Genomic DNA, 22,229 nt, shown 5'->3' on the forward strand with positions numbered 1-22,229 from the left:
CCGGCCACCGAGGCGCACCGAACATGAAGATCATCAACCCCGCCACCGAGACCGTGCTCGCCGACGTCGAGCTCGCCGACCTCGCCGAGACCGACCGCGCGGTGGAGCGCGCCAGGAAGGCCTTCCCCGCCTGGCGGGAGGTCTCCCCCGGCGACCGCGCCCGCCTGCTGCGGCGCTTCGCCGACCTGGTCGACCGGCACGGCGAGGAGCTGGCCGAGCTGGAGCTGGCCAACTCCGGGCATCCGATCGGCAACGCCCGCTGGGAGGCCGGCAACGTCCGCGACGTCCTGCACTACTACGCGGGCGCCCCGGAGCGCAATCATGGCAAGCAGATCCCGGTGCCGGGCGGGGTGGACATCACCTTCGCCGAACCGCTCGGCGTCGTGGGCGTGATCGTGCCGTGGAACTTCCCCATGGTCATCATGACCTGGGGGGCGGCCCCGGCACTGGCGGCGGGCAACACGGTCATCGTGAAGCCCGCCGAGTGGACCCCGCTCACGGCTCTGAGGCTGGCCGAGCTGGCCTTGGAGGCCGGCCTACCCGAGGGGGTGCTCCAGGTCCTGCCCGGGGCAGGGGAGGTCGCGGGGGCCCGGCTGGTCGAGCACCCAGGCGTCAACAAGATCGTCTTCACCGGGTCGACGGAGGTGGGCAAGCTCATCGCCGCCCGGGCGGCGGAGCAGGTCAAGCGGGTGACGCTGGAGCTCGGCGGCAAGAGCGCCAACGTGGTCTTCGCCGACGCCGACATCGAGCGGGCCGCCGCCACCGCCCCCTCGGCCGTGTTCGACAACAGCGGGCAGGACTGCTGCGCGCGCTCGCGCATCCTGGTGGAGCGTCCGGTCTTCGAGGAGTTCCTCGACCGGCTGGTCGCGACGGTCGGCGGGCTCGTCGTGGGCGACCCGCGCGACCCCGGCACCGCCATGGGGCCGCTGATCAGCGCCGAGCACCGCGACCGCGTGGCCTCGTTCGTGACCGGCACGCCGCACTTCCAGGGGACGTGCCCGGACGGGAAGGGCTTCTGGTTCCCGCCGACCGTGCTCACCCACGAGTCGCTGGACGAGCGCGCCTACACCGAGGAGATCTTCGGGCCGGTGGTCGGCGTCGTCCCCTTCGACGGCGAGGCCGAGGCCGTCCAGATCGCCAACGACACCCGGTACGGACTCTCGGGGTCGATCTGGACGCGGGACGTCGGGCGGGCCCTGCGGGTCGCCCGCGCCATCGAGGCGGGCAACCTGTCGGTGAACTCCCACTCCTCGGTCCGCTACTGGACGCCGTTCGGCGGGTTCAAGCAGTCGGGGCTCGGCCGCGAGCTGGGCCCGGACGCGCTGGCCGCCTTCACCGAGACCAAGAACGTCTTCATCGCCCACTGACCGCCCGCCGTCCCACCGCCCCGCCCGGGGGCCACGGGAGTCCACCAGCACCAGGGAGTACCTCACCATGCAACGTCTGCGCGACCGCGTCGCCGTCATCACGGGCGCGGCGGGGGGCATCGGCCTCGCCACGGCCCGCCGCTTCGCCGAGGAGGGCGCCAAGGTCGTGTGCGCCGACCTCGACGAGGAGGGCGGCGCGAAGATCGCCGAAGAGGTCGGGGGCGTCTTCGTCCGGACCGACGTGACCAGCGAGGACGACGTCGCCGAGATGTTCCGCACGGCGTTCGAGACCTACGGCTCGGTGGACGTCGCCTTCAACAACGCCGGCATCTCGCCCCCCGACGACGACTCCATCCTGACCACCGGCATGGACGCCTGGCGGCGGGTTCAGGACGTCAACCTGACCAGCGTGTACCTGTGCTGCAAGCACGCCATCCCGTACATGCGGCGGCAGGGCAAGGGTTCGATCATCAACACCGCGTCGTTCGTCGCCGTGATGGGCTCGGCGACCTCCCAGATCTCCTACACCGCCTCCAAGGGCGGCGTGCTGGCCATGTCCCGCGAACTCGGCGTGCAGTTCGCCCGCGAGGGCATCCGGGTCAACGCCCTGTGCCCGGGACCGGTGAACACCCCGCTGCTGCAGGAGCTGTTCGCCAAGGACCCCGAGCGGGCCCAGCGGCGCCTGGTGCACATCCCGCTCGGCCGGTTCGCCGAGGCGTCCGAGATCGCCGCCGCGGTCGCCTTCCTGGCCTCCGACGATGCAAGTTTCATCACCGGCGCGGAGTTCCTCGTGGACGGCGGCATCTCCGGCGCCTACGTGACCCCGCTGTAGCCTGGTCGACCATGTCGCGACCCGTCATCGGCATCACCTGCTACGTCGAGCCCGCCGCCTTCACGGTCTGGCGGATGCCGGCGGCGCTGCTGCCGTACACCTACGTCGAGCACGTCGAACGGGCGGGCGGCCAGCCGGTCATCCTGCCTCCGGCGGGCGACCCGGCGTCGCTGGCGGGCCGGCTGGACGGCCTCATCGTGGCCGGCGGCGGGGACGTCGACCCGGCCAGGTACGGCGAGCGCCCGCACCCGCGGACGGGCTACGTCCGCGAGTCCCGTGACGAGGCGGAGTTCGGTCTGGTCGGGGCGGCGCTCTCGGCCGGGCTCCCCTTCCTCGGGGTGTGCCGGGGGATGCAGGTGCTGAACGTCCACCTGGGCGGCACCCTGCACCAGCACCTGCCGGACGTCGTCGGGCACGACGGGCACTCCCCGGCCCCCGGCGAGTTCGGCCACCTGCCGGTGCGCCCGGTGCCGGGCACCGCCCTGTCCAAGGTCCTCGGGGACGACGAGGTCGCCGCGGCCCACTACCACCACCAGGCCGCCGATCGCCTCGGCGACGGCCTCACGGTCGCGGCGACCTGCGAGGACGGCACCGTGGAGGCCGTGGAGCTGGCGGGCCACCCCTTCGCCCTGGCCGTCCAGTGGCACCCCGAGGCGGGCGAGGACGGCCCGCTGTTCGAGGCGCTCGTCGCCGCCGCGACGGCGGGCGATCGGCATTGGTAGGGTGGGCGGGAACACCGATGATCCCGTGCGGGAGAGCGTCCTGACATCCGGTCAGGACCCCTGAAGGAGCAAGTCCTCCCCGCGAACCTCACAAGGCAAAGGACCGCGCGGGCCAGGTGATCTCTGGAAAGCAGGCCGCTCCGTGGGGCCTCGCCGAAGGTGAAAGTCCGGTAAAACCCGGGCGAAACTCTCAGGCACCGATGACAGAGGGGGAGGATGCTCTCATCCAACCCTGTCTGAGGTGCGCATCATGTCCCGACCCACACCGCTCCGCGAGGTGCACGAGAGCCTCGGCGCGACGCTCACCGACTTCGCCGGCTGGCTGATGCCGCTGCGCTACGGCAGCGAGTCCGCCGAGCACAACGCGGTGCGCACCGCCGCCGGGCTGTTCGACCTCTCCCACATGGGCGAGATCTTCCTCACCGGGCCGCAGGCGGGCGAGGCGCTGGACCACGCGCTGGTGGGCAGCCTGTCGACGCTGGAGCCGGGCCGGGCCCGCTACACCATGATCTGCGCGCCCGACGGCGGCGTGCTCGACGACCTGATCGTCTACCGGCTGGCCGCCGAGGAGTACCTCGTCGTGGCCAACGCCTCCAACTACGAGCGGGTGGCGGCCGAGCTCACCGAGCGCGCCGAGGGCTTCCAGGCCGAGGTGCGCGACCGGTCCGCCGAGTACGCGCTGATCGCCGTCCAGGGGCCCCGCGCGCAGGAGATCCTCGCCACGCTCACCGACGCCGACCTGCCCGGTTTGAAGTACTACGCGGGCCTGCCCGGCACCGTGGCCGGCGTCGAGGCGCTCATCGCCCGCACCGGGTACACCGGCGAGGACGGCTTCGAGCTGTTCGTCGCCGCGGGCGACGCCGTCACGCTGTGGCAGGAGCTCACCAAGGCCGGTGACTCCCACGGCCTGCGTCCCGCCGGGCTGTCCGCCCGCGACACGCTGCGCCTGGAGGCCGGCATGCCGCTGTACGGCAACGAGCTGAACGCCGGGCTGACCCCCTTCGACGCCGGCCTCGGCCGGGTCGTACGGTTCGACAAGGCCGGCGACTTCGTCGGCCGCGCGGCGCTCGCGCCGCTCAAGGACGTCCCTCCGCGCCGGCGCCTGACCGGCCTGGTCGCGCGGGGCCGCCGAGTGCCGCGCCACGGCTATCCCGTGGTGCTGCTGACTGACGGCACCGTCGTTGGAGAGGTCACCAGCGGCGCGCCGTCCCAGTCCCTCGGCAAGCCGATCGCGATGGCCTACGTGGACACCAACGTGTCCGATGGGCTCGCGGTCGACATCCGTGGTACCCATGAACCGGTCGACGTGATTGACCTGCCTTTTTACCGGAGGAGCAAGTGAGCAGCATTCCCGAGGAGCTCAGCTACACCAAGGAGCACGAGTGGGTGGCCGGCCTCGACGACGGCCTCACCGTGACCGTGGGCATCACGGCGTTCGCCGCCGAAGCGCTGGGTGACGTCGTCTTCGTGCAGCTGCCCGAGGTGGGCGGCACGGTCGAGGCGGGCGACGCGGTGGGCGAGGTGGAGTCCACCAAGTCCGTGAGCGACATCTACGCCCCGCTCACCGGCGAGGTCGTGGAGGTCAACCAGGTCGTCGTGGACGACCCGTCGCTGGTCAACTCCGACCCCTACGGCGACGGCTGGCTGTTCCGCGTGCGCGTCGAGGGCCCCCACGAGGACCTCCTCACCGCCGAGGAGTACACCACGGTCACCACCGCCGAGTCCTAAGCCCTGCCGTCCATTCACCATCCCCGTCCACCCATGACGACTCTCGCCGGCCGGCCGCCCGGACCGGCCGGCGCCACGACCGCATGACCTGTCCCGCGCGTATCCGGCGCATATGGGGGCATCCCTCGCACGACATCGCTTCCAAGGACGGAATGATCAATGGCGATCAGCGTCTTCGACCTGTTCAAGATCGGCATCGGGCCGTCCAGCTCGCACACCGGCGGCCCGATGGCGGCGGCGCACAAGTTCGCCCGCGGCCTGCACCAGGACGGCCTGCTGGAGAAGACCGCCCGGGTCGAGGCGATCCTCTACGGCTCGCTCGGCCTGACCGGCAAGGGACACGGCAGCGACAAGGCGGTGCTGCTCGGCCTGTCCGGCGAGAAGCCCGAGCTGGTCGACGTGGACACCGTCGATGAGCGCCTGGCGAAGATGCGCGACACCGGCACCATCGAGCTGTACGGCACCCGCGAGATCCCCTTCGTCGTCGGCGAGCACCTGGTGTTCGAACGCAAGATCTCCCTGCCCGGCCACCCCAACGGCATGCGCTTCACCGCCTTCACCGCCGAGGGCGAGCAGGTCCGCGAGAAGGTCTACTACTCGGTGGGCGGCGGCTTCGTGGTGGACGAGAACGCCACCGGCGCCGACCGCATCAAGTCCGACGACACCGAGCTGCCCTACCCGTTCACCTCGGGCGCCGAGCTGCTGCGGCTGTGCTCCGAGACCGGGCTGTCGATCTCCGGGCTCATGCTGGAGAACGAGAAGGCCTTCGGTCGCACCGAGGCGGAGATCAGGTCGGCTCTGCTGAACCTCTGGAACGTCATGTCCGAGTGCGTGCGCCGCGGCACCGCCAAGGAGGGCGTGCTCCCCGGCGGCCTGAAGGTCAAGCGGCGGGCCAACCAGATGCTGCGGCGCCTGCAGAGCGAGTCCCCCGAGAAGGACCCGCTCCAGACGATGGACTGGGTCACCCTGTTCGCCCTCGCCGTCAACGAGGAGAACGCCGCCGGCGGCCGCATCGTCACCGCTCCCACCAACGGCGCGGCCGGCATCATCCCCGCCGTTCTGACGTACTACGACCGCTTCGCGCCGCAGTCCGGTGAGGACGGCGTCGTCCGCTTCCTACTCACGGCCGGCGCGATCGGCGTGCTGTTCAAGGAGAACGCCTCCATCTCCGGCGCCGAGGTCGGCTGCCAGGGCGAGGTCGGCTCGGCCTGCTCCATGGCCGCGGCGGGCCTGACCGAGGCGCTCGGCGGCACCCCCGAACAGGTGGAGAACGCCGCCGAGATCGGCATCGAGCACAACCTCGGCCTCACCTGCGACCCGATCGGCGGCCTGGTGCAGATCCCGTGCATCGAGCGCAACGCGGTCGCCTCGATCAAGGCCATCACCGCCGCCCGCATCGCCCTGCGCGGCGACGGCCGCCACTTCGTCGCCCTCGACAAAGCCATCAAGACCATGCGCGACACCGGCCGCGACATGCTCGACAAATACAAAGAGACCAGCCGAGGCGGCCTCGCCGTCAACGTCATCGAATGCTGACGGGCTGCAGAAGATCGACCACGGAAAGCCCGGTCTCCCCGCCCACCAGCCTCAGCGCGACCTCCGCCCGCGCGGCGAGATCCAGAGGGGCCAACCGCTCCACCTGGTCGGCGTGCACGATGCGATCCAGCCCGGCGCCGACCAACGGCGCGGCCGTCCGTAGCGAGGCCTCCAAGGCCACCCCCTGCATGGCACCCCCGTGCGAGACGATGTTGCGCGTCCGATAGAGCCGTCTCAGCGCGACCCGGTAGGTGCCCATCACCTCCCCCAGCACCCGCCGGGGATCGGCGATCAACGCCGCCATCCGCCGCGCGGCGGGAGCGTCGCTGTATTTGCTTCGCGCCCCGGAGAAATCCAGTGCCGATGGTCCTGATATCCGAAGCGCCTCGGCGACACACCGCGCCCGCTCCCGGTTGGATGTGCAGACCGCGATGTGGTTCGCGAGCTCATCGGGCTTCCGCGGCTTGTGATGATGAGCCAAGGCCGTCAGTTCGGCCCTGGGCCACGAGCAGGCGATGATCGCCGCGAGACGATCCGCCGCGACGGCCTTGCCAGACCGTTCAGACTCCTGCGGATCGTCCGGATGCGACAGCAAGGACTCGATGGCCGCCCAGACACCGGCCACAGCAGGTCCGAGCGATCCCTGGTTGACGGGCGCGGCCAACTCCAGGGCCTCGTCGATGCGGCTGCGCGCCCCGTCCACGCGGTAGAGGTGTCACTCGTTGACGAGGGACACCACATCAGCGCCACGGGCGGGCGAACTTGAGCGTATCGGGGCCGGATGACCCGCCACCCAGATGTACGGCAGAGGGGTGATTCCCGCCCGATTATGCCGAAGGTACGACGAGCGCGCGACCATTCTTTCGATCATCTGCCGCGCCTGCTCAGCGGCCCCATACACGTCCAGGGCGTTAAGACGGTACGAGAAACCTCCCCCGGGCCTCACATCTACAGTGCTATGTCCCCACTTATGCAGCCATGCGATGACCTGCTCCTTGGGTACCCAACCCGCCAACGGCTCGGCAAGCGCGCGGTGCGGCACCCCGGAGAGAGCTATCAGCACCTCGAAAGATCGGGTTTCCGCCTGTGCGAGGGCGGCCGCGCTGGCGGCGATGTCACCGGTGTCCGCATGACAGGAGTAGAGGTCCTGGACCCAGCCCATGAGGTGAGTGGAGCTGTATCCGAGATCCAGCAGGTGAGCGGCGACAGTGCGGGAGAACCGTTCCGCGCCAGGGCGGTCGGGCGCCACCACTGCGGCGGCCCAGCGCTCAAGGTAACCACATCGAGCGTGATCGATGATCTCGCGCAGCCGTCTGCGAGCGGGACTCGGGTCGGGCAGCGGCCTGGCGAGGAGATCTGTGATTTCTTTCCGCAGTTCACGCTCCCCGAGCCCGCGGTCCGGACCGATGAGCACACGCAGTTGAGCGCGCTGCCAGTCGCAGGCCACGGACGAGAGGACTCCCCGAGCCTGCCATGTGCCGACTTCCCATAGTTCTTCCAATGCCAATAGGGACCCGACGTCCCAAAGTCTGCGCGCCCATGGAGCGCTGTCCTCCTTGAAGAAGTCGATCATGCGGGCGAGAGCATGCCGGGCATACGGCTCGTTCGACGCGGAGGGTGATGACGTGAACACGGAAAGTACCGTAGCGCGTTGTCAGGACACGTGTTAGCCTGATGAACACACTTAGAGGGGCACCGCCATCACGGCCACTGCCCCTCTTTTTTGTGTCCGGCGGCGGGTTGGGGTGTGCGCGCTGTCAGGCCGGCTTCGCCGCGTCTCTGCCCGTACGACCGCATGCTCCTGAAGGGCAAGGCAACCCCAGGGCGGTCCCGCTGACGGTGAGGGCGAAGAAAGTCGGACCCAAGCGCCGAAATTGATTCGGCGTTTCTCCGAAATTTTCATCTGGTGTGCCCCACCCCGCTAAGCGGGAAATGGCCATTGAGCAGCGATACGCCTTGCTCTGGCCAGGTCCGACTTTCGGAAGCTTTCGGTGGGCGTTGACAGGGCGGCGGGATCGGGCGAACACTGTCGCCGCTGACAGGCTCAACCGCTGTCGATCCGGGTCGCCTGCCACGACCAGGGCTTCCGGTCGTCGGCCGACGAGGACCGGCCGACCTCCGCCGCGTCGTACGACGCCGCGCGCCGTGGCCGTCATCCCGGTCACCGGCGGCGCACCGCCGGGTCCTGACACGCCGCCTGGCCCGCGCCGGCCTTAACGAGGAGGAAGCGCGCACATGAACGACGCCCCCATCCGCCCGCCGATTCGCCACCGTAGCCACACCAGAGTGCTCATCGGCCGTGCCTGCACCATGGTGCTCTCGCTGGTCTCCGCCATGACCCTGCTGCTGCCGGGCACCGCCCACGCGGCCATAACCAGCAACCAGACCGGCACCAACAACGGCTACTTCTACTCGTTCTGGACCAACGGCAGTGGATCGTCGTCCATGACCCTGGGTAACGGCGGGAACTACAGCACCTCCTGGAGCAACGTCGGCAACTTCGTCGCCGGCAAGGGGTGGAAGCCCGGCGCGCGCAGGACGGTGACCTACTCCGGCAGCTTCAACCCCTCCGGCAACGCCTACCTGGCCCTGTACGGCTGGACCAGGAACCCGCTGGTGGAGTACTACATCCTGGACAACTGGGGCACCTACCGGCCCACCGGCAGCTTCAAGGGCACCGTCACCACCGACGGCGGCACCTACGACATCTACGAGACCACCCGGTACAACGCCCCCTCCATCGAGGGCAACAACAGCACCTTCAACCAGTACTGGAGCGTCCGCCAGTCCAAGAAGACCGGCGGCACCATCACGGTCGGGAACCACTTCGACGCCTGGGCCCGCTACGGCATGAACCTCGGCAGTCACGACTACCAGATCCTGGCCACCGAGGGCTACCAGAGCAGCGGCAACTCCAACATCACCCTGGACGGCTCCAGCCCGTCGCCGACTCCTACGCCGACGCCGACGCGCACTCCCACGCCCAACCCCACCCCCTCGGCCACGCCTTCGCCTTCTCCCAGCGGTGGGAGCGGCCCCTGCCGCGTGTCCTACACCAAGAACGAGTGGAACAACGGCTTCACCGCCAACCTCACCGTCACCAACACCGGCAGCAGCGCGATCAACGGCTGGACGGTGACCTGGTCCTTCTCCGCCGGGCAGCAGGTCACCAGTTCGTGGAACGCCGACGTCAGCCAGAGCGGCTCGACGGTCACCGCCCGCAACGTGTCCTACAACGGCTCCCTGGCGCCCGGCGCGAACACCACGTTCGGCTTCCAGGGCACCCACACCGGCAGCAATCCCAACCCCACGGCTTTCAGCCTCAACGGCTCGGCCTGCACCAGCGGCTGACCTGAGCGGCTTTTGAGTACGGACGCGGGGAGCGGGCTGTGGAGAGCCCGCTCCCCGCGCGGTTTCACGACGGAGAGGCGGCGTTCCGGCGTGCCAGGGCGGCGGCGGTGCCGTCGATGAACGCGCGCAGCCCGTGGTCGAAGGCGCGCTCGCCGAACGGGCCGCCGCCGTCCCGGACGGCCGCCAGCAGGATGGCCGGTATGTCGCCCTCCGTCGCATCGGCGGCCGCGGCCGGCCGCTCGGGCTCGGTCTGCTGTTGCAGGACCGAGCCGATGACGTAGTGGCTCAACGCCGTGATGGTGTGCAGGGCCAGCGCCGGGGTGAAGCCCCGGGCGACCATGGCGGACAGCTCTTCCTCGAACAGCCGGAGCGTCACCGGGGACCTCCCCCGAGCGCCTGCGACGATGCGCGCGCCGTCGCGGTGGGACAGCAGTGAGGCACGGTACGCGCGGGCGCGGCGGTCCAGCCAGTCCTGCCAGGACTCCTCCTCCCGGGGCGGCCCCATGCCCGCCGCCCGGATGATCTCGTCCCCCATCGCGTCCAGCAGTTCCTGCTTGGTGCGGACGTGCCAGTACAGAGCCGGTGACTGGACGCCCAGCTCGGCGGCGAGCCGGCGCACCGTCAGCCCGTCCAGCCCCACCTCGTCGAGCAGGCGCAGCCCTGTATCGACCAACGTCTGACGGCTCAGGCCGGGCCGTTTGTCGTTCGCTCGCATCGTTGACACCTTAGCAGCGCTAAGTTACCTTATCGCTGCTAAGGAGAACTGAGCACTGCTAAGGAGCGTCCGCTCCCCCGAGCTTCAGGAGGCACCGTGCTCGTCACGACATCGGCGGACGGCACCGACGTCCGCGCCTACGACGAAGGCAAAGGGCCGGCCGTCGTGCTGCTCGGCCCAGGTCTGGACGACGGCACGCGCTGCCGGCGCCTCGCCGGCGTCCTGGCGGCCCGCTTCCGCGTCCTGCGCCCGCACCGCCGCCAGTACCGCATGGACCTCAAGCCCGACCCCCGGCTCGGCGGCTCCCCCTGCACGATCGCCGAGGAGGTGCAGGACGTCATGGCGCTGGTGCGAGCGGTCGGCGAACCGGTCGTCCTCTACGGCCACTCCGACGGCGGCGTCGTCGCCCTCGAAGCCCTGGCCGCCTCACCGTCGTCGTTCGCCGGGGCGGTCGTCTACGAGCCCGCCACCGTCATAGGGCCGCCGCTGAGCGGCGCGGACGGGCACATCCTCACGCAGGCCCGGGCCGCCCTCGCGGCGGGACGGCCCGGCAAGGCCATGGCCGTCTTCCTGCGCGGCTCGGTGGGGATGCCCGGCCGGCAGGCCTCACTGGCCGGGCTCGCGGTGGCGCTGATCCCCAGGTACCGCAGGCTCATCCCCGGCCAGCTCGACTCCCTGGACGCACTCGACCGGCTCGGGGTGCGGCTCGACACCTACGCGACGATCAAGGTGCCGACCGTGCTGCTCGGCGGCGACCGCAGCCCCGCTCACCTCGGCGAGCGGCTCGACGCCATCGAAAGCGTCATGCCGCACGCCGAGCGCGTCATCATGCGCGGCCGCGACCACGGCGCCGACCTGAGAGACCACGAACAGGTCGCCGGGATCATCCAGCGGCTCGCGGACAAGGTGCTCCACCCCTCGGCGGGCTGACGCCACCTGACCGTGATGTCGCGGACCGCCTGCCGTCATCGTTCCGCCTGCCGTCATCGTTCCGCCTGCCGTCATCGTTCCGCCTGCCGTCATCGTTCCACGTCGTCGCCGTCCGGGGCGTGGCGTCGCGTCAGTTCGTCCTTGCGGCGCAGGAGGGCCGTTCTCGCGCGGCGGGCGGCGCGGAGGTTGACCACGGCTAGCACGCCGAGGGCCGGCAGCATGGCGATCGCCGAGGGATCGATCTTGTGCCGCAGGGTGGTGATGACCAGCGCGCCGATGGTCAGCGTCAGCCACGCGCCCAGTCCGATCCAACCCGCCACGACGCGGTCCCGGGCGAACAGCGGCGTCCGGCGCGTCACCGCCCAGCCGCCGAACGCCGCCCAGCAGAGCCCGATCGCCACCAGCACCGCGAAGGCGGCCTTCGTCCGCGGCGGCAGCCCCGGCTCGGTCGCCCACAGCACGCCGATGAGCCCGCTCCCCGCGAGTCCCGCGCAGGCCAGGGTCACGTATCCGATCCGCCGCCGCAGCGACAAGGGCGCGTCCAGCCGCTTGAGCACGTCCTCCGGCCTCATCCCACGTACCCCTTCCTCACGAGTTCCTCCTGCAACAACCTCCGAGCCCGGTTGAGCCGCGACTTGACCGTTCCGACCGGGACGCCGCAGATCTGCGCGCACGCGTCCAGCGACAGGTCCTGGAGATGGAACAGCAACAGCACCTCCCGTTCCCGCACCGGAAGCGCCGCCAGCGCACCGCCGAGCGTCTCCCGGTCGACGACGTCCTGCGCCTCGTCCCGGCCGGGCAGGTCGTCCACCTGCTCGGCTTCCGGCCGCGCGTACGCGTCCCGCAGCCGGTTCATCACCGCGCGGCGCGCGATGGTGAACAGCCACGGCGCGAACCGGTCCGGCCGCCGGAGTCGCGGCAGCCCTTTGAAGACCGCCAGCCAGATCTCCTGAACCACGTCATCGTCGTGGCCGGCGAGCATTCGCCCGACGTACCGTTCGACCGCACCGTGCCAGGCCCGTACCAGCTCGGCGAACGCCTCGCGCTCGCCGAGCTGGCAGCGCACCACCAGCAGTTCATCGCTCATCCGCCCTCCTTCGCCCGTTCAGTCGGCGCCCGGGCCGCGGAGGTTCATACCGGCGAGGAAGCACTTTGACCGCGCCTTGTCGGCGGATGACCATGACCGGTGCCGCTGGGGGGAAGGTCTGGAGTGCTCGGCGAATCACTCGAAAGCCATATCAACGGGGGGAACCATGGCGGTCACCGCAGAAATGTCGAAGCTGCTCGACAAGGAGTACGAGAGTAAGAGCCTCGCGGATCTGGTCAAGGCTCCCGTATCCGCGCTGTCCGGCGTCAGCGAGAACGACGCGAAGCTCCTGCAGGAGGCCTTCCGCATCAAGACGGTCGGCGACCTGGGACGCAACAAGTTCTTCCGCGCGGCCACCGCCCTGGTGGACCTGGCCGACAGCATGAAGTAGGCGACCGACCTCCGTCGCAAGGTAGGGCCAGCCGGCCCCAGCACGCACGCGGCTGGCCTTACTCACCCCCGAAGATCACCCCCGAAGAAACGTTCCCCCGCCGCGGACTCTTCACCGCCGATGGACGAAGCTCACACCTCGCCGTTCTTCACACCGGCCAGGAAAGCGCCCCACTCGACTGGAGTGACGACGATCGCCGGGATGGCGGTGTTCTTGCTGTCGCGCAGGGCCCGGAGTCGCACGCGGTCGGTCGCCACCTCCACGCACTCGCCCTGGGCAGCGCTATAACTGCTCTTACGCCATCGTGCGGTCGTGAGATCTTGCGTCAATCTGGTTCACCGCTTCCTCAATGAATCGAAGTGACTGACTGGACGGCACGGCCTCCGCCCTGAGAGCGTCATACAGGCGGACGAGTTCCGCGATCAAGTGACGGTCGTCGAAGGTGCGTCCGAAGGGTTGTGCGTCCGTATACGCGGCATAGGGTGATCCGTTCCGTTCGGCGATGACGAACCCACCTGCCAGCCCGCAATGCGCACGGACGGTATTGGGCACGATCTGGATGGTCGTGTATGGACGCCGGGCGACTTCGAACAGGTGCAGCAACTGCTCCCGCATGACCTCTATATCACCGATGGTGCGATAGAGCACTGCCTGGTCGATCACTACGGTGAGCGCGGGAGGCCTTTCGCGGTGCAGTATCGCCTGCCGCTGCATACGGTTCGCAAGCCGTTGCTCCAGTTCTTCACCCATGAGACCGGGCATCGCGGCCAGGATTTCTCTGGATTACGCCTGAGTCTGAAGGAGTCCCGGGACGATGGTGGGCTGCCAGGTCCGCAGGCCGGTCGCCTGTTCTTCCTCCTCCAGCCACGGGCGAAGGTATTCGGGGGCCTTGTTCCAGGTCGTGGCGGTGTAGAGGCGGACCATGGTGCCGTCGAGGCCGAAGATCTGGTCGCAGAGCTCGGCGAAGCGGCGGGACGGCGGGCGTTTGGCCAGCTCGATCATGTTGACCATGGAGTCGGTTCGTGAGGGCGGGCGCGGAATGATGCTCGTCGAAACGCTGTCCCATCGCTGGGACGTCCACGAGGACGCCGCCGGGCGCACGGTCTGGTTCCAGGTCAGATATACCCGCACGCACGAGTGACGGCGTTTCCGCTATTCCCATACCGCTCTCAATGCCCCCTGCGACCACTCTTACGGTCCCCCATGGAATGCGTCGGCCGTGCCGCCGTTCCGCGCGCGCGTAACGGTCGTTCAATACGAATCAGAGGGTCACGAGCGGCCGTCCCCGTTGCCCCCGGCGGGGACGGCTTTTCTCCGATCAGCACGAGCGACATCGACCAGAAAGGTTCCACGCCGATCGGCCGGCTCAGGAAAGGCCGCGCGAAATACGCGGTGATCGGCCGGTCACACGGCCGGCGATGTAGCATGCCACGGTGTTCGTATGCCTCCGGGCGTCGCGCGGACGGTGCGGCCGTGCGTGCGAAGGCGCCTGTGCCAGGGTGTGGGCCGATGGCTGACGGCCGCGCGCACGATTCCGCGGTGCGGGATGACGCCGGCGCCGTCCCCGCCGGTCTCGCTCCATTCGACCGCCGGGTGATCGCGGTCGGCGGGGTCGTCTTCGCCGTGCTGATGGCGCTTTCGCCCCGGTACGGCTTCCAGCGCGACGAGCTGTACTTCCTCGATGCCGCTCGGCATCTGCAGGCGAGCTACGTCGACCAGCCCGTTCTGGCGCCGCTGCTGGCCCGGGTGTCCCTGGACCTGTTCGGCGTGTCGCTGCCCGGCCTGCGGGTGTGGCCGGCGCTCGCCGCCTGGGCCACGGTCGTGGTCGGCGGGCTCACCGCCCGCGAAATCGGCGGCGGCAGGCGGCCGCAACTGCTGGCGGCGGTGGCCGTGGCCACCATGCCGGTCCTGTGGGCCGCCGACCACGTGGCGAACACCACCCCGTACGCGGTGCTGGCACTGGCCGCGCTGGCCCTCGTCGTCGTCCGCATCGGACGCACCGGCGACCCCCGCTGGTGGCCGGTCGCCGGGCTGGTGCTCGGCCTCGGCGTCGCCGACAACCACCAGCCGGGCTTCTTCGCCGTGGCGCTCGTGATCGGCGCCCTGTTCGGCGGGGGCCGCCGGCTCGTGCTCAACCGCTGGTTCGCGGCCGGCGCCGCGATCGCGGTGGCGTTCGTCGTTCCCGACATCTGGTGGCAGTCCCAGCACGAGTGGGCGACGATCGCCATGACCCGTCAGCTCAACCGGGAGAACGGCGGCCTGCTCAACATCCCCGTCTGGGCGATCGGCCAACTGCTGCTGGTGTGCCTGGCCCTGGTGTGGGTCTGGCCGGCCGGGCTGCGCCTGCTGTGGCGCTCCGAGCGGCCGCTGTGGCGGGCGCTCGTGTGGGCCTACGGGCTGCTGTTCGTCCTCTACGCCCTCACGACCGGCGCGAAGATCTACTACCTGGCCGGTGCGTACGTCTATCTGCTCGCCGCGGGCGCCGTCGCCGTCGACGGATGGCTGTACGCCCGGCGACTCCGCATCGGTACCTTCGCCGTGGCGACCGCGCTCCTCACCGTCGTGCTCGCGCTCGGCCTGTTACCGATTCTTCCGCTCCCCCGCGCCGGCTCCGGCCGCACCATCGACTCCACCTTGGCCGAGACCGTCGGATGGCCCGAACTCGTCGACACGGTCCGCGACGTGTGGAACGCCCTGCCGCCCGCCCAACGGGCCCAAGCCGTGATCTTCACCGAGAACTACAGCGAGGCCGGCGCCATCAACGAACTGGGCAGGGGCACGGGGCTTCCCACCACTGTGAGCGGCCACAACAGCGTGTGGTGGTGGGGGCCCGGCAACCCCGACGCCACCACCGTCGTCGCCGTCGCACCCGGCAGCGCAGGCTCCGGCTACGCCGGCTACCTTGGCGGCCTGTTCACCAGCGTGCGCGAGGCGGCCACCATCTCCAACCCGTACGGCGTCCGCAACATCGAGGCCGGCGGCCACGTCTACGTCTGCACCGGACTCCGCCTGCCCTGGTCCCGGTTGTGGCCCCGCCTCCGGCACTACGACTGACGCCGAGCCCGTCGATCCGGGTGCGGTCAGATCGCGGCGACGTGTCAATCGAGGGCTTTGAGCAGTTCCTGCGACAGAGGGGCGGCGGAGGCGGGGTTTTGACCGGTGTACAGGTTGCGGTCTACGACCGTGTACGGCTTCCACCTCTCGCCGCGGGTGAAGTCGACGTCCAGGTGGACCAGTTCGTCCTCCAGCAGCCACCTGGCCTTGGACGCCAGTCCGACGGCTTCCTCCTCGTCGTTGGTGAAGGCGGTGACCCGGTGGCCGGCGAAAGGCGAGACTCCTTTCCGCCGCGTGGCCAGCATCGCGGCGGGCGCGTGGCAGACGATGGCCAGGGGCTTGCCCGTGGCCAGGGCCGCGGTCAGCAGGCGGCCCGCGTCGGCGTCGTTCCACAGGTCTTCCATGGGGCCATGGCCCCCGGGGAGGTAGACGGCGTCGTAGTCCTCCAGGCGGGCGTCCGCCAGTTCGATCGGCCGCCGCAGCTCCTCGGCCGACCGCAGGATCTCCTCCTCCCGCAGGGCGACCTGCTCGCCGCCCGCCATCGAGGGACGCAGGCTCATGACGTCCACGTGCGGCACCACACCACGGGGGGTGGCCACCACGATCTCGTGGCCGGCCTCGGTGAACGCGCTGTACGGGGCTGTGAACTCCTCGGCCCAGTAACCGGTCGGGTGCCGGGTGCCGTCCTTGAGCGTCCAGTAACTAGCTCCGGTCACCACGAAGAGAATCTTGGCCATGAGGGAATCGCCCCCTCAGTCGCATCTGGTGATATGGCCAATAAAGTGACTTATGTAACTCTATATCCTGTTCGCCGGGCGCTGTGGTGAACGAGTCGGCGATCGGGTGGCCGGGTGCCCGCCGGTTCGGGTTGTGGACAACCGGCAGGGGCGGTTCGGGTTGTGGACAACCGGCAGAGGCGGTTGGGGAAGCGGCCTAGCATGAAGAACCCGTTGTCCGCCTGAGGAGGTGCCGGTGCTGCCGGGCATGGCTTCGAGCACGGCCGGGTCCACGGCCGCGACGGCTGCCGAAGGCCGTCCGGCGTCCGCGGGGCCGGCCACGCGCATCCGCCGGGTGCTCCCCGCCGCGCGGGCCCACTGGGTATTCCTGCTCGTCCTCGCCGCCGGGGCCGTGCTCCGGCTGGTGGCCATGCTGGGGTACCGCCCGGCGCTGTGGTTCTGGGCCGACTCCTTCGTGTACGTGAACGCGGCGGTCCGTCTACAGCCGCTGGAGTCCCGCCCCGTCGGCTACTCCTTGTTCCTATGGGCGTTGCGCCCCTTGCAGGGCTTCGCCGCCGTGATCGCCGTCCAGCACCTGCTCGGGCTGGCGATGGCGGTCTGCGTGTACGCCGTGCTGCGGCGCCGTGCCCGGCTGCCCGGCTGGGGGGCGACGCTCGCCGCCGTGCCGGTGCTGCTGGACGTGCACCTGGTCCAGCTTGAGCACCTCGTCATGGCCGACCTGCTGTTCACCTTCCTGGTGACGGCCGCGGTGACGGCGCTGCTGTGGCGAGAACGGCCCACGGTGGGGACGGCCGTCGTGGCGGGGCTGTCGCTGATGGCGGCCACCCTCACTCGCACCGTCGGGCTTCCCGTGCTCATCGTCGTGCTCGTCTGCATGGTCATCGCCCGGGCCGGGTGGCGTCCGCTGGTGGCGTGCGCGCTCGCCGCGATGGCCGGCATCGGCGGCTACGCCGTGTGGCACCACAGCGAGCACGGCGTCTACGGTCTGGGTCAGAGCAACGTCTGGCTCTGGGCGCGCACCATGAGCTTCGCCGACTGCGCGCGCATCCACCCGGCCGGGGAAGAGCGCGTGCTGTGCCCGTCCGATCCTCCCGGACGGCGGCCCGCTCCCCCGTCCTATATCTGGGAGGCCGGCTCACCGCTCGCCAAGGTGCGCAAGGACGCCGACCGCGAGCGGCTGAGCGGCGCGTTCTCCAAGGAGGCCATCATGGCGCAGCCGGTGGACTTCCTGGTGACCGGCCTCAGGGACGCGCTGTGGAGCTTCGAGTGGACCCGCCGGGTCTATCCGACCCCCGGCCCGCAGAGCGCCTACGTCTTCCCCGACTCGGTGAAGCCGTTCACCAGCAAGATCGCCTCGTCGGGGCGCAGCGCTCCGCAGCTCACGGCGGCCTACCAGGGCGGCAGGGCCGACACCCGGCTCGTCGAACCGTACGCGGGGCTGCTGCGGGCCTACCAGTCGCAGGGGTTCCTGCGGGGCCCGCTCCTCGCGGTCATCCTGCTGGCCGGGCTGTTCGGCGTTCTGGCGCGATGGCGGCGGCTGGGCGGTCCGGTGCTGCTGCCGTGGGCGGTGGCGATGACGTTGCTCCTGCTGCCGCCGCTGATCGCGGCGTTCGACCACCGCTACGTCGTGCCCGTCATCCCCGTCGCGTGCCTGGCGGCCGGCCTGGCCTTCCAGAACCTCCGCGCCCGGCGTGCGGAGAGGCGTGCGGAGATACGCCAGGCTAACGTGACCTAGGCTCATCTATGTCGGCGCACTTATGCTTCCGGCATGGACGAGCGCCAGCGTTACGAACGCGCCACCGCCGAACTCGACCCGCCCTTCGCGATCCTCGACCTCGCGGCGTTGCGGGAGAACGCCGCGTCGATGGCCCGCCGCGCCAAGGGCAAGTCGATCAGGGTGGCCAGCAAGTCCATCCGCTGCCGGGCGGTTCTGCGGAGCGTCCTGGAAATGGACGGCTTCGCCGGCGTCATGGCGTTCACACTGCCCGAAGCGCTGTGGCTGGCCGGCGAAGGGTTCCGCGACATCCTGGTGGCCTATCCGACGGCCGACCGGCAGGCGCTGGCGAGCCTGGCGGGCGATCCCCGGGCCGCACGGGAGATCACCGTGATGATCGACTGCCCGGAACATCTCGACCTGATCGAGGCGGCGACGGCCGGCGTGCCGTCGCGCCAGGAGATCCGCCTCTGCCTGGACATCGACGCGAGCTTCCTGGCGTTCGCCGGGCGGATGCGCGCCGGAGTGCTGCGCTCCCCGGTCCGCGAGCCCGGGCAGGCCGCCGACCTGGCCGCCGAGGTGGCCAAGCGTCCGGGGTTCCGGCTGGTGGGCCTGATGGCGTACGAGGCGCAGATCGCCGGAGTGGGCGACCGGGTGCCGGGCCCCTACGGCCGTGCCCTGCGCATGGTGCAGGCCAGGTCGCGGCGCGAGCTGATCGTCCGGAGGGGACGCGTCGTCGAGGCCGTCCGGCGGGTCGCCGACCTGGAGTTCGTCAACGGCGGCGGCACCGGTTCGGTGGAGAAGACCACCAGGGAGAAGGCGGTGACCGAGATCGCCGCCGGGTCGGGGTTCTACCACCCGCGCCTGTTCGACTTCTACCGCGGCTTCACCGGCCGCCCGGCCGCGCTGTTCGCGCTCCCCGTCGTGCGCCGGCCCGCCCCCGGGGTGGTCACCGTGCTCGGCGGCGGGTACCACGCCTCCGGCTCCCCCGGCGTGTCGCGCCTCCCGCAGCCGTACCTGCCGGCCGGGCTGAGCTACGACGGGCGCGAGGGCGCGGGTGAGGTGCAAACCCCGCTGCTGGGCCGCGCGGCCAACGACCTGCGCATCGGCGACCGCGTGTGGTTCCGCCACGCCAAGGCGGGCGAACTGTGCGAGCGCTTCGACGCCCTGCACCTGATCGAGGGAGACCGCCTGGTCGACACCCTCCCCACCTACCGAGGCGACGGCAAGACCTTCCTCTGACCGGCCCGCGAACCGCTCCACGAACTTCATCGCCACCGAACCGGCTCGCGAACCGCTTACTCGGGTGCCGTGGCCGGAGCCGGTCCCGGGCGCCGTACGAGGGCGCCGGCATCGCCGACCTGCGTCCCGCCGACGCGGCGCCTTTCCTCAACCCCCGAAGGGCCATCGTCAGGTGGGTGGAGGGCGTGCCGATGATGCCTGGTGACGACGGGTGGGTGCGGCCCAGGGGGTCAGCGGCGGGTGCGGCGCCAGAGGGTGTAGGCGGCGCCGGCTATGACGATGGCGCCGACGCCGATGAGGATCGGGGCCAGGTTGCGGGCCGGGGGCTCGTCCTGCCAGCCGTCGTCTTCGCCGTAGGCGCCGTACTGCGCGTACCCCCGCGGGTGACCGGCGCCGCCGATCATGTCGCGGGCGGTGGTGACCAGGTGCTCGGCATTGGCCTTGATCCTGGCGACGCCGCGCCCGGCGACCCGCTTGGGGCTGACGCGGTCCACGATGGCGTCAACGGTGACAGCAAGCTCCGCCCGGGTGCGCTCGATTTCCCGCTCGAGCGCCTCGGGATCGGTGTCGGCCATGACGATCCCCTTCTCTGTCTCCCGGGCGAGCCGCCCTCGCCCGGCTCGCCGCTACATTGCAGCGATCAGTCTGTCAGGTCGGGTGACCGCCCGGCACGCTGGGCATGCCGGTAGGTTGTTCCCGTGACGCAGACGAGACTCGAGCCCGGCGACGCCGCACCCGACTTCACCCTGCCCGACTCCGAGGGCGAGGCCACGAGCCTTGAGTCCTTCCGCGGCAAGCGGGTCATCCTCTACTTCTACCCCGCGGCGATGACGCCTGGGTGCACCAAGCAGGCGTGCGATTTCCGTGACAGCCTCGCCTCGCTGACCGGCGCGGGCTTCGTCGTGCTGGGCGTCTCCAAGGACACCCCGCAGAAGCTCGCGAAGTTCGCCGAACGTGACGGGCTCACCTTCCCGCTGCTCTCCGACCCCGAGCTGGCCGTCCACCAGGCGTACGGGGCGTACGGCGAGAAGACCATGTACGGCAGGACGACGGTCGGCGTGCTGCGCTCGACCTTCGTCATCGACGCCGACGGCAAGGTCGAGAAGGCGCTCTACAACGTGAAGGCCACCGGTCACGTCGCGCGCCTGCGAAAAGATCTCGGTCTGGCCTGACCGGCACGGCCGGGCGCGTGCTCAACTAGGATGGCGCCAGCCGCAGGCACGGGGTCGTAGCCCAACGGCAGGAGGCACAGGTTTTAGGTACCTGACAGTGTGGGTTCGAATCCCACCGACCCCACCCCGTCGCTCGTCCACCTCCCCGGGGGAACGATCACCATGGGCGCCACTTTCGCAGACGTCGTCACCTCCGCGCCGAGCACGTGGGGCGCGGCGAACGCCACCAGCGCCGCGATCGTGTTCCCCCTCGGCTGGCCCGTCGCCCTGCTGCTGCTGTCGGTGGTGTCCGACCCGGCCCAGATGTGGCACGCGGGCGACCGGTACGCCGAGGTCGCCACGCTCGTCCGGCACGCCAGTGAGCAGATGACCGACGCCGTGACCCGTCGCGCCCACGCCGACCACTGGGCCGAGAAGGGCCGCGACGCCTTCATGGCCAACCGGCTGCGGCCCTACCAGACGGCGCTGGACCAGGCGGCCGGCATGTACGACGAGATGGTCGGCGCGCTGAAGGCGAGCGCCCTGGCCTACACCGGGCTCGGCCTGTCCTCGGCGATCATCGGGTCCTCGCTGCTCAGCTTCGTGGCGCCCTACCTCGCCGCCGCGGTGGTGCCGGGCATCGGCGCCAGCACCACCTATGTGGCCAACAAGGCCATGGTCGAGGCCGGCGTCGTCGTCCGCGGGATGGTGGCGAGCATGGCCAAGGTCAACGGCACGGTGGCCTCGATGCTGTCCGGGCTCGCCGTCCGGCTCGGGGTGTCACAGGGGGCGCTGACGGGGACGACGGCGGCGGGGACCGCGACGGTGGCCGGCGGCCTCGGCGGGTACCAGACCTTCTGGCGCGCCGCGCCCACCATGCGCGACAGCGTGCCGCCGGTGTTGTGGCCGACGCACCTGCGCGACGGCGAGACCCCACCCAAGGGGTACCACGGGGCGACGGCCGCGCAGCTCGGCGACATGAAGCGCATCGACCACCGCTCCCTCGAGGCCCTCGGCCGCGACCTCGACGCGAGCGCGTCCGGGACGCTCGACAAGGCGTGCGAGTTGGCGCGGGGCAACGAGGTGGGGGTGCCGGGGTTCGGCGCGGCGGGGGTGTACCTGGCCCATGTCTGCGCCGGCATGCGCGACACCGCGGTGCGCCATCTCACGGCGGGACGGGACGAGCCCGGCAAGTGGCTGCCCGCGCTGCGCACCGTGGCGGGCAACTGGGCCTACGCCGAGGAGGCCACCGTCGCGGCGACCAGACACGTGCGCTGAGACGGCCGACATGTAGCCGAGGACGCCACCGTCCAGGCGGCCAGAGGCCTCCCCCGGGGACGCCACCGTCGAAGTGGCCGGGCGGGATCCGCCGGGGCGGCCGGGAAGGTCCCGGGACGACGAGAGCCGCCTCCACGTCGTGGAGGCGGCTCTTTCCGCGTCAGCCCGCTGGGCAGAGGGCGTCAAGCGTGGGTAGGAGACGAGGTCGGGATCCCCGGGGTCGCGTGACAGTCCCCCCAGCCACGCGACCCGTCGTCTTCGAAGCCCGACATCTCACTTCTCCCTTTACTCCCCCGAAGGGGTGCTCCCAATAAGAACTATCCCCCACGGCCCGTAAGACCGGTGTAAGCCTTCAGGGGCTGTACGACCTGGGTCGTAGAAGCAGATCCCTCTC

The 22,229-nt window shown here is 70.5% G+C and carries 23 protein-coding genes, 1 tRNA gene, 1 pseudogene and 2 riboswitches; of the genes and pseudogenes, 16 read left to right on the plus strand and 9 right to left on the minus strand.

Annotated elements, in window-relative coordinates; all coding sequences use genetic code 11:
* Positions 1 to 23 precede the first annotated feature (23 nt).
* From ACWEN6_RS15705 to ACWEN6_RS15730, 6 genes are all read left to right on the plus strand, one after another.
* Complete coding sequence (locus ACWEN6_RS15705; RefSeq protein WP_452570824.1) at positions 24 to 1,367, plus strand: aldehyde dehydrogenase family protein; 1,344 nt, start codon at positions 24 to 26, stop codon at positions 1,365 to 1,367.
* A 67-nt stretch (positions 1,368 to 1,434) separates the two neighbouring features.
* Entirely contained in the window at positions 1,435 to 2,199 is a 765-nt protein-coding gene (locus ACWEN6_RS15710; RefSeq protein ID WP_452570825.1) for a 3-oxoacyl-ACP reductase, read from the plus strand.
* An 11-nt stretch (positions 2,200 to 2,210) separates the two neighbouring features.
* Positions 2,211 to 2,921, plus strand: coding sequence for a gamma-glutamyl-gamma-aminobutyrate hydrolase family protein (locus tag ACWEN6_RS15715; RefSeq protein ID WP_452570826.1), 711 nt, complete (start codon positions 2,211 to 2,213; stop codon positions 2,919 to 2,921).
* Positions 2,922 to 2,939: 18 nt separating this feature from the next.
* A riboswitch (glycine riboswitch) is annotated at positions 2,940 to 3,037 on the plus strand.
* Positions 3,038 to 3,138, plus strand: a riboswitch (glycine riboswitch).
* Positions 3,139 to 3,171: 33 nt separating this feature from the next.
* Positions 3,172 to 4,263: a glycine cleavage system aminomethyltransferase GcvT gene (gene gcvT / locus ACWEN6_RS15720; protein WP_452570827.1), complete on the plus strand. Its 1,092-nt coding sequence runs from the start codon at positions 3,172 to 3,174 to the stop codon at positions 4,261 to 4,263.
* Positions 4,260 to 4,649: a glycine cleavage system protein GcvH gene (gene gcvH / locus ACWEN6_RS15725; RefSeq protein WP_354842072.1), complete on the plus strand. Its 390-nt coding sequence runs from the start codon at positions 4,260 to 4,262 to the stop codon at positions 4,647 to 4,649. The genes gcvT and gcvH overlap by 4 nt, the downstream gene beginning before the upstream one ends.
* Positions 4,650 to 4,808: 159 nt before the next feature.
* Entirely contained in the window at positions 4,809 to 6,185 is a 1,377-nt protein-coding gene (locus ACWEN6_RS15730; RefSeq protein WP_452570828.1) for an L-serine ammonia-lyase, read from the plus strand.
* Here the strand turns inward: ACWEN6_RS15730 and ACWEN6_RS15735 are convergent.
* Positions 6,172 to 6,888, minus strand: a complete 717-nt coding sequence (locus ACWEN6_RS15735) for a hypothetical protein (RefSeq protein WP_452570829.1) — start codon at positions 6,886 to 6,888, stop codon at positions 6,172 to 6,174. The genes ACWEN6_RS15730 and ACWEN6_RS15735 overlap by 14 nt on opposite strands.
* 12 nt (positions 6,889 to 6,900) lie before the next feature.
* Positions 6,901 to 7,758, minus strand: a complete 858-nt coding sequence (locus ACWEN6_RS15740; protein ID WP_452570830.1) for a hypothetical protein — start codon at positions 7,756 to 7,758, stop codon at positions 6,901 to 6,903.
* A gap of 662 nt (positions 7,759 to 8,420) precedes the next feature.
* Between ACWEN6_RS15740 and ACWEN6_RS15745 the strand changes: the two genes are divergently transcribed.
* On the plus strand, positions 8,421 to 9,536 hold the full coding sequence (locus ACWEN6_RS15745; protein WP_452570831.1) for a glycoside hydrolase family 11 protein: 1,116 nt from the start codon (positions 8,421 to 8,423) through the stop codon (positions 9,534 to 9,536).
* A gap of 64 nt (positions 9,537 to 9,600) precedes the next feature.
* Here the strand turns inward: ACWEN6_RS15745 and ACWEN6_RS15750 are convergent, their stop codons facing one another.
* Positions 9,601 to 10,251, minus strand: a complete 651-nt coding sequence (locus ACWEN6_RS15750) for a TetR/AcrR family transcriptional regulator C-terminal domain-containing protein (RefSeq protein WP_452570832.1) — start codon at positions 10,249 to 10,251, stop codon at positions 9,601 to 9,603.
* A 96-nt stretch (positions 10,252 to 10,347) separates the two neighbouring features.
* Between ACWEN6_RS15750 and ACWEN6_RS15755 the strand changes: the two genes are divergently transcribed.
* Positions 10,348 to 11,181 (plus strand): alpha/beta fold hydrolase, encoded by an 834-nt coding sequence (locus ACWEN6_RS15755; RefSeq protein WP_452570833.1) that lies wholly within the window; start codon positions 10,348 to 10,350, stop codon positions 11,179 to 11,181.
* A gap of 89 nt (positions 11,182 to 11,270) precedes the next feature.
* Here the strand turns inward: ACWEN6_RS15755 and ACWEN6_RS15760 are convergent, their stop codons facing one another.
* Together ACWEN6_RS15760 and ACWEN6_RS15765 are read right to left on the minus strand one after the other, a co-directional pair.
* A complete protein-coding gene (locus ACWEN6_RS15760; protein ID WP_452570834.1) occupies positions 11,271 to 11,753 on the minus strand; it encodes a hypothetical protein in 483 nt (160 codons plus the stop codon).
* Positions 11,750 to 12,268: an RNA polymerase sigma factor gene (locus tag ACWEN6_RS15765; protein ID WP_452570835.1), complete on the minus strand. Its 519-nt coding sequence runs from the start codon at positions 12,266 to 12,268 to the stop codon at positions 11,750 to 11,752. The genes ACWEN6_RS15760 and ACWEN6_RS15765 overlap by 4 nt, the downstream gene beginning before the upstream one ends.
* A gap of 166 nt (positions 12,269 to 12,434) precedes the next feature.
* On the opposite strand from ACWEN6_RS15765, the gene ACWEN6_RS15770 reads away from it, so the two are divergent.
* Positions 12,435 to 12,659 carry a hypothetical protein gene (locus ACWEN6_RS15770; RefSeq protein WP_354929159.1) on the plus strand — a complete coding sequence of 75 codons (225 nt, stop codon included), beginning with the start codon at positions 12,435 to 12,437 and terminating at the stop codon, positions 12,657 to 12,659.
* A 131-nt stretch (positions 12,660 to 12,790) separates the two neighbouring features.
* On the opposite strand, the gene ACWEN6_RS15775 is transcribed toward ACWEN6_RS15770, so the two are convergent.
* Positions 12,791 to 12,922, minus strand: coding sequence for a DUF397 domain-containing protein (locus ACWEN6_RS15775; RefSeq protein WP_452570836.1), 132 nt, complete (start codon positions 12,920 to 12,922; stop codon positions 12,791 to 12,793).
* Positions 12,923 to 12,953: 31 nt separating this feature from the next.
* Positions 12,954 to 13,670: pseudogene (locus ACWEN6_RS15780) on the minus strand (DUF5753 domain-containing protein).
* On the opposite strand from ACWEN6_RS15780, the gene ACWEN6_RS15785 reads away from it, so the two are divergent.
* Positions 13,669 to 13,800: an ATP-binding protein gene (locus ACWEN6_RS15785; RefSeq protein ID WP_452570837.1), complete on the plus strand. Its 132-nt coding sequence runs from the start codon at positions 13,669 to 13,671 to the stop codon at positions 13,798 to 13,800. The pseudogene ACWEN6_RS15780 and the gene ACWEN6_RS15785 sit on opposite strands and share 2 nt — an antisense overlap.
* Before the next feature lie 398 nt (positions 13,801 to 14,198).
* The gene (locus ACWEN6_RS15790) at positions 14,199 to 15,713 is read left to right on the plus strand and encodes an ArnT family glycosyltransferase (protein WP_452570838.1); all 1,515 of its coding nucleotides are present in this window, start codon (positions 14,199 to 14,201) and stop codon (positions 15,711 to 15,713) included.
* A 44-nt stretch (positions 15,714 to 15,757) separates the two neighbouring features.
* Here ACWEN6_RS15790 and ACWEN6_RS15795 read toward each other — a convergent pair whose 3' ends face one another.
* Entirely contained in the window at positions 15,758 to 16,450 is a 693-nt protein-coding gene (locus tag ACWEN6_RS15795) for a type 1 glutamine amidotransferase domain-containing protein (protein WP_452570839.1), read from the minus strand.
* 247 nt (positions 16,451 to 16,697) lie between these two features.
* Here ACWEN6_RS15795 and ACWEN6_RS15800 point away from each other — a divergent pair, with 247 nt between their 5' ends.
* Both ACWEN6_RS15800 and ACWEN6_RS15805 read left to right on the plus strand, forming a co-directional pair.
* The gene (locus ACWEN6_RS15800) at positions 16,698 to 18,185 is read left to right on the plus strand and encodes a hypothetical protein (RefSeq protein ID WP_452570840.1); all 1,488 of its coding nucleotides are present in this window, start codon (positions 16,698 to 16,700) and stop codon (positions 18,183 to 18,185) included.
* A gap of 33 nt (positions 18,186 to 18,218) precedes the next feature.
* The gene (locus tag ACWEN6_RS15805; protein WP_452570841.1) at positions 18,219 to 19,406 is read left to right on the plus strand and encodes an amino acid deaminase/aldolase; all 1,188 of its coding nucleotides are present in this window, start codon (positions 18,219 to 18,221) and stop codon (positions 19,404 to 19,406) included.
* 230 nt (positions 19,407 to 19,636) lie between these two features.
* Here the strand turns inward: ACWEN6_RS15805 and ACWEN6_RS15810 are convergent, their stop codons facing one another.
* Entirely contained in the window at positions 19,637 to 19,981 is a 345-nt protein-coding gene (locus ACWEN6_RS15810; RefSeq protein ID WP_354842029.1) for a DUF3618 domain-containing protein, read from the minus strand.
* A 123-nt stretch (positions 19,982 to 20,104) separates the two neighbouring features.
* Here ACWEN6_RS15810 and bcp point away from each other — a divergent pair, with 123 nt between their 5' ends.
* The 3 genes from bcp to ACWEN6_RS15825 all read left to right on the plus strand — a co-directional run bounded on the left by bcp (position 20,105) and on the right by ACWEN6_RS15825 (position 21,835).
* Positions 20,105 to 20,578, plus strand: coding sequence for a thioredoxin-dependent thiol peroxidase (gene bcp / locus ACWEN6_RS15815; RefSeq protein WP_452570842.1), 474 nt, complete (start codon positions 20,105 to 20,107; stop codon positions 20,576 to 20,578).
* A gap of 50 nt (positions 20,579 to 20,628) precedes the next feature.
* Positions 20,629 to 20,702: transfer RNA gene (locus ACWEN6_RS15820), tRNA-Leu, on the plus strand.
* Positions 20,678 to 21,835 carry a hypothetical protein gene (locus tag ACWEN6_RS15825; protein ID WP_452570843.1) on the plus strand — a complete coding sequence of 386 codons (1,158 nt, stop codon included), beginning with the start codon at positions 20,678 to 20,680 and terminating at the stop codon, positions 21,833 to 21,835. The genes ACWEN6_RS15820 and ACWEN6_RS15825 overlap by 25 nt, the downstream gene beginning before the upstream one ends.
* Positions 21,836 to 22,229 lie beyond the last annotated feature (394 nt).

Source organism: Sphaerisporangium sp. NPDC004334 (assembly GCF_053602655.1).